Annotated in this window: 9 protein-coding genes; 7 read left to right on the top strand and 2 right to left on the bottom strand. The window is 74.5% G+C overall.

The genetic code is table 11. From position 1 onward, the window contains the following. The 4 genes from ABZ914_RS41110 to ABZ914_RS41095 form a co-directional block, all read left to right on the top strand. A partial coding sequence (locus ABZ914_RS41110; RefSeq protein ID WP_500200056.1) for an alpha/beta hydrolase occupies positions 1-1,500 on the top strand: 1,500 nt, incomplete at its 5' end. Positions 1,501-1,619: 119 nt separating this feature from the next. Beyond that, positions 1,620-2,462 carry a GNAT family N-acetyltransferase gene (locus ABZ914_RS41105; RefSeq protein ID WP_190868632.1) on the top strand — a complete coding sequence of 281 codons (843 nt, stop codon included), beginning with the start codon at positions 1,620-1,622 and terminating at the stop codon, positions 2,460-2,462. 118 nt (positions 2,463-2,580) lie between these two features. After that, positions 2,581-3,564 (top strand): helix-turn-helix domain-containing protein, encoded by a 984-nt coding sequence (locus tag ABZ914_RS41100; RefSeq protein WP_500200055.1) that lies wholly within the window; start codon positions 2,581-2,583, stop codon positions 3,562-3,564. A 116-nt stretch (positions 3,565-3,680) separates the two neighbouring features. After that, on the top strand, positions 3,681-4,589 hold the full coding sequence (locus ABZ914_RS41095) for a hypothetical protein (protein ID WP_190868625.1): 909 nt from the start codon (positions 3,681-3,683) through the stop codon (positions 4,587-4,589). Position 4,590: 1 nt separating this feature from the next. Here ABZ914_RS41095 and ABZ914_RS41090 read toward each other — a convergent pair whose 3' ends face one another. Together ABZ914_RS41090 and ABZ914_RS41085 are read right to left on the bottom strand one after the other, a co-directional pair. Next, complete coding sequence (locus ABZ914_RS41090) at positions 4,591-5,022, bottom strand: DUF3037 domain-containing protein (protein WP_500200054.1); 432 nt, start codon at positions 5,020-5,022, stop codon at positions 4,591-4,593. Continuing rightward, positions 5,019-5,846, bottom strand: a complete 828-nt coding sequence (locus ABZ914_RS41085) for a HipA family kinase (RefSeq protein ID WP_190868624.1) — start codon at positions 5,844-5,846, stop codon at positions 5,019-5,021. Before ABZ914_RS41085 ends, ABZ914_RS41090 begins: the two co-directional genes overlap by 4 nt. Positions 5,847-5,891: 45 nt before the next feature. On the opposite strand from ABZ914_RS41085, the gene ABZ914_RS41080 reads away from it, so the two are divergent. The 3 genes from ABZ914_RS41080 (at position 5,892) to ABZ914_RS41070 (ending at position 8,208) form a co-directional block, all read left to right on the top strand. Continuing rightward, positions 5,892-6,572: a cyclase family protein gene (locus ABZ914_RS41080; RefSeq protein ID WP_500200052.1), complete on the top strand. Its 681-nt coding sequence runs from the start codon at positions 5,892-5,894 to the stop codon at positions 6,570-6,572. Positions 6,573-6,710: 138 nt separating this feature from the next. Beyond that, complete coding sequence (locus ABZ914_RS41075; protein ID WP_500200051.1) at positions 6,711-7,409, top strand: protein phosphatase 2C domain-containing protein; 699 nt, start codon at positions 6,711-6,713, stop codon at positions 7,407-7,409. Positions 7,410-7,731: 322 nt separating this feature from the next. Continuing rightward, positions 7,732-8,208, top strand: coding sequence for a hypothetical protein (locus ABZ914_RS41070; RefSeq protein ID WP_190868621.1), 477 nt, complete (start codon positions 7,732-7,734; stop codon positions 8,206-8,208). The last annotated feature ends 158 nt before the right edge of the window (positions 8,209-8,366 follow it).

Genomic DNA, 8,366 nt, shown 5'->3' with positions numbered 1-8,366 from the left:
CCGCCCCCCGCGACCGCCGCCCCCGGACGGCCCGCCGGGCTCGCCTGGCACCCCTGCCCCGCCAAGGACCCGGTCGAGGGAGCCCGCCTCAAGGGCCTGCAGTGCGCGACGCTCCGGGTGCCGCTCGACTACGCGCACCCGCACGGCGAGCAGATCACCCTGGCGCTGTCCCGCGCGCGGCACACCGCGAAGAAGAGCCAGGGCGCCGTGCTGCTCAACCGCGGCGGGCCCGGCGCGCACGGCCGCGACCTCGCGGGAGTCTTCCGCGCGGCGATGCCCCGCGGCGTCGCCGCGTCCTACGACTGGATCGGCTTCGACCCGCGCGGCGTCGGCGCGAGCCGGCCCGCGCTGGTCTGCGACAGGAGCTACCAGGACCCGGGGCGCGCGCGTCCCGACACCGTCCCGGAGAACGCCGCCGCCGAGCGGGCGTGGAAGAAGCGGGCCCGCGCGTACGCCCGCGACTGCGCGAAGCGGTACCGGACCGTCCTGCCGCACATGGGGACGGCCGACTGGGTGCGCGACCTGGACGCGATCCGGCGGGCGCTGCACCAGCGGAAGATCAACTACTTCGGCTACTCGTACGGCACCTACCTCGGCGCCGCGTACGCCTCGGCCCACCCCGGCCGCGTCCGCCGCATGGTCCTCGACAGCGTCGTCAAGCCGAGCGGCGTCTGGTACGGCGACAACATCGACCAGAACATCGCGTTCGAGAAGCGCATCAAGGCGTTCTTCGCCTGGGTGGCCGAGCACCACGCGCTCTACCGGCTCGGGAAGAGCGCGGGCCGGGTCGCCGGCGCCTACGACCGCGCCCGCGCCGCGCTGAAGGCCAAGCCGATCGACGGCAAGATCGGCCCGGACGAGCTGGACGACACGTTCCTCGCCGACGGCTACGGCGACTACGGCTGGGCCGCGCACGCCGCCGCGCTGTCGGCGTACGCCGTCCGGCACGACCCGGGCCCGCTCCGCAAGGTGTGGCAGCCGCCGTCCTGGCTGGACCAGAACAACTACGCCGTCTACAACGCCGTCCAGTGCCGCGACGCCGCATGGCCGCGCGACTGGCACCGCTGGCACTCCGACAGCGTCCGTCTCTATCGCGAGGGCTACAAGTTCGAGACCTGGAGCAACACCTGGTACAACGCGCCCTGCGCGTACTGGGGCGCCCCCGGCGGGCGGCCGCCCGAGGTGGGCGCCGGGTCGTCGCTCGCGCCGATGCTGCTGGTCCAGGGCACCGAGGACGCCGCCACCCCCTACCCGGGCGCGCTGGAGACCCACCGCCTGTTCCCCACGTCCCGGCTGCTCGTGCAGGTCGGCGGGGGCAACCACGGGGTGACGCTCTCGGGCGACCGGTGCGTCGACCGCACCGTCGCCGCGTACCTGGGCAAGGGCGCCCTGCCGCCGGACCGGCCGGGCCCGGACGCCACCTGCAAGGCCCCGGGGCCGCCCCGGCCCGGTCCCGCCAAGAAGGCCGGACGGTCCCACCACGCCGCCTCGCGCAAGTGAATCCCCCGGTGGGGGAGCCGGTGGAGGTACGAGCACCGGGGACGTCATAGGCTTGTCGGCGTGGTGCTGACAGTGCTGTACGCCGCGGCGGCCCGGTCGGGGAGCCGGTAGCCGTGCGCATGCTGGGGTCGCTGCCGGTCCGGGTCCTCGACGACCGGTACCGCGCGGAGGCGCTCGCGATCCTCGACGCCGACCCGGTGGCCAACGTGTTCGTCGGTTCCCGCGTGCACGCGGCCGGGCTCGACCCGCGCCGCCTCGGCGCCCAGATGTGGGGCTACATGCGGGACGGGCGGCTGTCCGCGCTGTGCTACTCGGGCGCCAACCTGATCCCGGTCGCCGCCGGGCCGGAGGCGATCCGCGCGTTCGCCGAGCGGGCGCAGGCGCAGGGCCGGCGCTGCTCGTCGATCGTCGGGCCCGTCGACGCGGTCGGCGACCTGTGGGAGATCCTGGCGCCGTACTGGGGGCCGCCGCGGGCCGTCCGCGCGTCCCAGCCGGTGATGGCGACCTCCGCCGTCCCGGACGTCCCGGCCGACCCGGGGGTCCGGCGGGTGCGGATGGAGGAGTTCGACGTCGTCTATCCGGCGTGCGTCGCGATGTTCACCGAGGAGGTCGGCGTCTCCCCGAACAGCGGCGACGGCGGCGTGCTGTACCGGGCCCGGGTCGCCGAGCTGATCCGCGACGGCCGCGCGTTCGCCCGCATCGAGGACGGCCGGGTCATGTTCAAGGCGGAGGTCGGCGCCGTCACCCCGCGCGCGTGCCAGGTGCAGGGCGTGTGGGTCCCACCTGACCTGCGCGGGCGGGGCCTGTCGGTGGCGGGCATGTCGGCGGTGGTGCGGGAGGCGCTGCGCGGCATCGCGCCGACGGTGTCGCTGTACGTCAACGACTACAACACGCGGGCGCGGGCCGCCTACCGCCGCGTCGGCTTCGCCGAGCACGGCTCGTTCATGTCGATCCTCTTCTAGCCGGCGGCGAGGGCCGGGCAGCCGATCGACATTTCCGGAGAAGCCCGACTTGTCGGAGCGTGCCGGATCTGCGACGGACGCCTGACTTGGCGGCCGATCGGCCGGTACGATCCACGCCGTGGAGTTCGCCGAGGCGTTCCGGCAGGCCGTCCAGGCGAGCGGGCTCACCCTGGAGCGGATCCGCCACCGGCTGGGCCGGCGCGGCCTCACCGTCAGCGTGGCCACGCTGAGCCACTGGCAGCGCGGCCGCAGCCGCCCCCGTTCCCGCGCCGCCGTCGCGATCCTGGAAGAGGTCCTAGGGGTGGCGCCCGGCACGCTCACCGGCCCGCTGGACGAGCTCGGACCCGCCCCCGCCCCGGCGCGCGGGGGAGGGCCGTCCGCCGCCGCGCCCGCCTCGCCGGCCGCGGCGGGCGAGCTGTGGCCCGACCCGCGGCGGTACGCCGACCTCGTCGGGCAGCTCGACCGGTCCGGCGACCACCGGCTCGAACGGCTCAGCGTCCACGACGTCTACCGGCTGGACGCGGACGGCCCCCGCTGGACGCTGTCGGTCCGCGCCGTCCTGCGCGCGGCCGGTGACGACGTCGACCGCGTCGTCTGCGTCCACCGGACAGGTCCGGACGCTCCGCCGGGCGACGTCCCGGTGGCCGACGTTCCGGCGGGCGGCGCCCCAGCAGGCGGCGATCCGGCGGAACCGGCCGAGCCGGAGGAGAGCGCGGCGGAGCTGTCCGCCGTCAGGTACTGCCGGCCCGGACGGGTCCGCGCGGGCGGCGGGCTGATGGCGTTCGAGCTGGTCTTCGACCGCGTGCTCACGGCAGGCGAGACGGCGGTGATCGAGTACGACCTCCGGCCGTCCGGACCGGACCCCGGCGGGCCGCCGGACGGCTACGACCGGCGCTTCTCCCGGCCCGTGCACGACTACGTCGCGATCGTCCAGTTCGGCGCCGGGCGGCTGCCCGCCCGCTGCTACGGCTTCACCGCCGACGGGCCGCTCGCGCCGCGCCGGCGGCTCGGCGAGCTGTGGATCGGCACGTCGGGGAGCGCCAACATCGCGGTCGGGCCCGTCCGGCACGGCATCGTCGGGGTCGAGTGGGAGTGGGAGTGACGGAACGGGCGGTCGACTTCGGGACGGCGGAGCCTTACAGTGAGGCCGGAGGTCGTGAACACGGCGGTCAAGGCCGTGCGGCGGGGGCCGGCCGGAGCGGATCCGGAGGCCGAGCTGTGCAGAGCGTGGCGGAGGACGACCTCCTCCAGGTCCTGCGGTACGGGCCCTTCAACGTGGCCCTGCACGCCGCCATCCAGGCGCGGGGCCTCAGCCTCGAATCGCTGCGCCGCCGGCTGGAGGCGCAGGGCGTCGCCGTCAGCCTGTCCACGCTGAGCTACTGGCAGCGCGGCCGGACCCGTCCCGAACGCGCCGGGTCGCTGCGCGCCGTCCGCGGCCTGGAGGTCATCCTCGAACTGCCCCGGCACTCCCTGCTCACCCTGCTCAAACCGAACGCCGAGCGGCCGCCCGGACCGTGGCCGCCGATCGAGGAGCTGTGCCCCGAGCCCGGCGTCCGCGACCTGCTCGACGAGATCGGCGACGGCGGCGAGCGCCTCCTCACCGGGCTCAGCCTGCACGACCAGCACGTCATCGGCCGCCGCCGGGAGCTGCGCGAGATCCGCACCCGCGCGGTGTTCCAGGCGCAGCGGCGCGGCGTCGACCGCTGGATCGCCGTCTACCACAACCCGCACGGCGCGCTGCCGGCGTCGCGGACCGCCCGCGGCTGCCGGTTCGGCCGCGTCCGGATGGACGCCTCCAGCGGCCTCATCGCCGCCGAGCTGCTGTTCGACCGGGCGCTCGGCCGCGGCGAGACGTACCTGCTGGAGTACGGTTTCGGGTTCGGCGAGTCCGGCCCGCCCGCCACCGAGGAGGGCCGCGGGTTCCGCACGCCCCAGCACGAGTACCTCATCGAGGTGAGCTTCCATCCGGCCGCGCTGCCCGCCCGCTGCTACCGGACGTGGCGCCCCGACGGCCACACCGCCCTGCAGGACGCCGCCGACCTGCGGCTGTCCAGCTACCACAACGTCCACTTCATCGAGTTCGGCATGCCGGCCGGCTACCACGGCATCCGCTGGGAGTGGTCCTGACCTAGGTGACGAGGAGGCCGAGGAGGCGGTCGAGCTCGGCGGCCGGATCCCCGGTGAGGCCCGCGTGCACCGGCCCCGGCTGGACGATCGTGCTGCGCGGCGCCGTCAGCCACCGGAACCGCGCGCCCGGCGCCTCCTTCGCGGCCTGCCCGGCGCCCGCGCCGCCGCAGCAGATCGCCTCCACGCCCTTCAGCGCGGACCGCACGCCGTCCAGGTCCAGCGCCGGGTCCAGGGCGCGCAGCCGCGGCTCGTCCAGGTGGGTGCGGCAGCCGAGGTAGTCCAGCGCCCGGCAGTACACGACGACGCCCACGTTCATGCTCTCGCCGCGCTCGACCCGGGGGACGACGCGCAGCGCCGCGTACTCGAAGACGGTGGGCTCGCCGGCCCCGCGGATGTTGCTCGTGCGGATGTCGCTCCCGGGGGCGTCGCTCACGAGGGACCGCCCAGCCAGCCCGGGCGGTTCTCGCCGCGCCGCGCCCCGGTGTCCGGCCGGTGGCCGCTGACGTCCAGGTCGGGCAGCCAGTCGCGGGGCTTGCCGGCGCGCGGCAGCAGGATGTCCACGTACGCGTCGCGCAGCTCCTGGGGACCGGCGAACCCGGGCTCGTTCTCCAGCCACCGGTCGGGCACCAGCCCGGTCACCTCGCGCAGCAGCGCCTCGGTGATCTTCGGCGCCAGCTCCGCCTCCGCCTCCTCCAGCCGCGTCGCGAACGGGGTGAGCACGTGGTCGTCCACGTCGTACGGGCCGGAGAACAGCCGCGCGGCGTTCGCCCACGCGTGGTGGAAGATGAGGCTCGCGCCGTGGTCGATCAGCCACACGTCGCCGTGCCAGACCAGCATGTTCGGGTTGCGCCAGCTGCGATCGACGTTGCCGATGAACGCGTCCAGCCACAGCACCCGCGACGCGAACAGCCGGTCGGGCCGCCAGCCGAGCGGGTCGAACCCGAGCGAGCCGGGCAGGAAGTCGACGCCGAGGTTCCAGCCGGGGCTGGCCTTCAGCAGGTCCTGCACGTCGGGGTCCGGCTCGTGCCGGCCGATGGCCGGGTCGAGGTCGATGAGCACCTGGTCGGGGACCCGGAAGCCGAGCCGCCGCGCCAGCTCGCCCGCGATCACCTCGGCGATCAGCGCCTTGCGGCCCTGCCCGGCGCCGTGGAACTTCATGACGTAGGTGCCGAGGTCGTCGGCCTCGACGACGCCCGGCAGCGACCCGCCCTCGCGCAGCGGCGTCACGTAACGGATGGCGGTCACATGTGGCAACACGCCGCAACGCTACCGGGTGCGCGCGGGCCCGGGATAATCGGCGGCATGGCCGCTGAGCTGCTCGACCTGTCCGTCCCGATCACCACCGGAATGCCGGTGTACCCGGGCGACCCGGAGGTGGAGGCCGTCCCCGCGCTGACGGTCGCGGACTCCGGGGTGAACGTCCTGCGGCTGCACATGGGCTCGCAGACCGGCACGCACGTGGACGCCCCCTTCCACATCGACGACGCGCTGCCCCGGCTGGACGAGCTGCCCCTCACCCGCTTCACCGGCCCGGCGGTCGTCATGGACGCGCGCGGCCTCGCGCCCCGCGCGCCCATCTCCCCGGACCTGCTCCCGGACGGCCTCGCGCCCGGGGTCGTCCTGCTCATCGCGACGGGCTGGTCGTCGCGCTGGGGGACGAACGAGTACCTCGCCCACCCGTACCCGTCGCCGGAGACGGCCGAGGCCATCGCCGCCGCCGGTGTCCGGACGGTCGGCATCGACGCGCTCTCTGCCGACCGGACCCCGCCGCCCGGCTCGGACGACTTCTCGCTCGCCGCCCACCGGATCCTCTGCGGCGCCGGGGCCGTCATCGCGGAGAACCTCACCGGCCTCGGCCCGCTCGTGGCCGCGCAGGCCGAGGGGCGTCCGATCGAGGTCTCGCTCTTCCCGATCGCGCTCGCCGCCGCCGACGGCGCCCCTGTCCGCGCCGTCGCGCGCCTGGGCTCCGCGCGCACGCCGTAGGCGGGTGCGTGCCGTTCGTCCCCTATGGCGGGCGCGATCCGTCCATGATGGGGGTGCGGGGACGATCGAGAGGGCGGTGCGATGCGGGTGACATGGGCGACGGACCAGGGGAGTCCGGAGCGGCTCAATGAGGACTTCGTGGCGGCGGCTCCGGGAGCCGTCGTGGTGCTCGACGGCTGCGGGCTGCCGCTCGGCACCGACCTCGGGTGCGTGCACGGGACGGCCTGGTACGCGCGCTCGCTCGGGACGCGGCTGCTCGCGCGGATGCTGGACGGCCTCGGCCCCCAGGCCGGGCCGCCCGTGGCGCCGCCGGAAGGCGTGCACCGCCCCGCGCGGCGCCCGCTGGTGGCGCGGCTGGCCGGGGCCATCGCGGACGTGGCGGCCGCGCACCGGGCGAGCTGCGACCTGGGCGCCCCGACCACTCCGGCGGCGACGGTGCTGGCGGTGCGGGTCCGGGGCGACCTGGTGGACTACCTGGTGCTGGCCGACTCGACGATCCTGCTGGAGCGCGTCACCGGCGAGGTGGAGGAGATCACCGGCGGCGACCACTACGCGGCGGCGGACCCGCGCGCGGCGGACGCGGCCATCACCGGCACGGTCCCGCTGGGGGAGCTGCGCCGGGTGCTGATGCTGACGGACGGCGCGACCCGGCTCGCCGACATGTTCGGCGCCACCGGCTGGGACGGCCTGGCGCGGCTGGCCGCCGAGCAGGGGCCCGGCGCGGTCGTCGAGCGGACGCGCGAGGTGGAGCGCACCGACCCGCAGGGCCGGCGCTGGCCGCGCCACAAGATCCACGACGACGCGACGCTCGCGGTCTGCGCCTTCCCCGGCTCCTGAGCTCCGCGGCCGAGACGACGCCGCGGTCGCCGTCTGCGTGTTCGACTCCCGCCGACGATCGCCGCAGACCCGAGTGGTCTCCTGTGCGGTCACGTACCGACCGCCCTGTGGCATTCCCGCGTGGCCAGCATGAATATCGCCGGTCAGTGACGTCGAAAGAGGCGTGCGGATGGGTGCCGCCGAGCGATTCTGTGAAAATTGCGTTCACTTCGAAGATCTCCATCGATCTGTTGCGAAAGTGCTCACCGGCAGGACAGTACCGAGCATGGATCGCATACGCGGCAGCGTGTGCGGCCAATCGATCTCTCAACCGGGAGGAACGTTGTCCACACGCCTGATGGCCCGCCGGATCGGTGTGGCCGCCGCCGGGGTGGCGGCGGTCTCGCTGCTGGCCCCGACCGCGGCCTATGCCGACGGCTCCAAGCGTGTCAAGTTCGACGTGCAGGCCAAGCTCGCGCACGGCGACCCGTATTCGTCGCGCGCCAAGGGAAAAGCCTGGTTCTATGACGGCCTCATCGGGGACCGCGCCGGATGGGACATCTACGTCTACGACCGCTCGAAGACCGGCAGATGGTGCGGAAAGGTCAAGGTGGTGGCCGATCTCCCCGCGCAGGTCGACGTGCAGTACAACGGCCCGAGGGTCTGCGGATACAACAAGAGCAAGCACTGGGTGGTGAACAAGACGACGGCGTGGACGCTGATCCGCGGTCTCAAGATCCAGCTCTGCGAGATCGAGCCGGTCAGCCAGGCCAACCAGAAGTGCGTGACCAAGAAGTATGTCAAGAACCCGTACTACTGAGCCGAGCTGAATCTGTAGAGGCAGTGTGACGGGGCGATTCCGTCGAGTCACGGCGTGCCGTTGCCACCGCCGGAGGCAACCGCACCCCCGCCCCCGTGGGTGATGCGGGGCGGTCGGTCTGCCGTAGGAACCCGGTGGGCGGCGGACCGTTGGGAAGG

The sequence above is a fragment of the Spirillospora sp. NPDC046719 genome, from assembly GCF_040645715.1.
In the GTDB taxonomy this organism is placed as follows: Bacteria; Actinomycetota; Actinomycetes; order Streptosporangiales; family Streptosporangiaceae; genus Spirillospora.
This window is presented reverse-complemented; position numbering and strand designations above follow the sequence as displayed.

Excerpts from the sequence above, each read along its gene's own strand:
- ABZ914_RS41080 (WP_500200052.1), top strand. The coding sequence starts at position 5,892 with ATGGCCGCTGAGCTGCTCGACCTGTCCGTCCCGATCACCACCGGAATG.
- ABZ914_RS41105 (WP_190868632.1), top strand. The coding sequence starts at position 1,620 with ATGCTGGGGTCGCTGCCGGTCCGGGTCCTCGACGACCGGTACCGCGCG.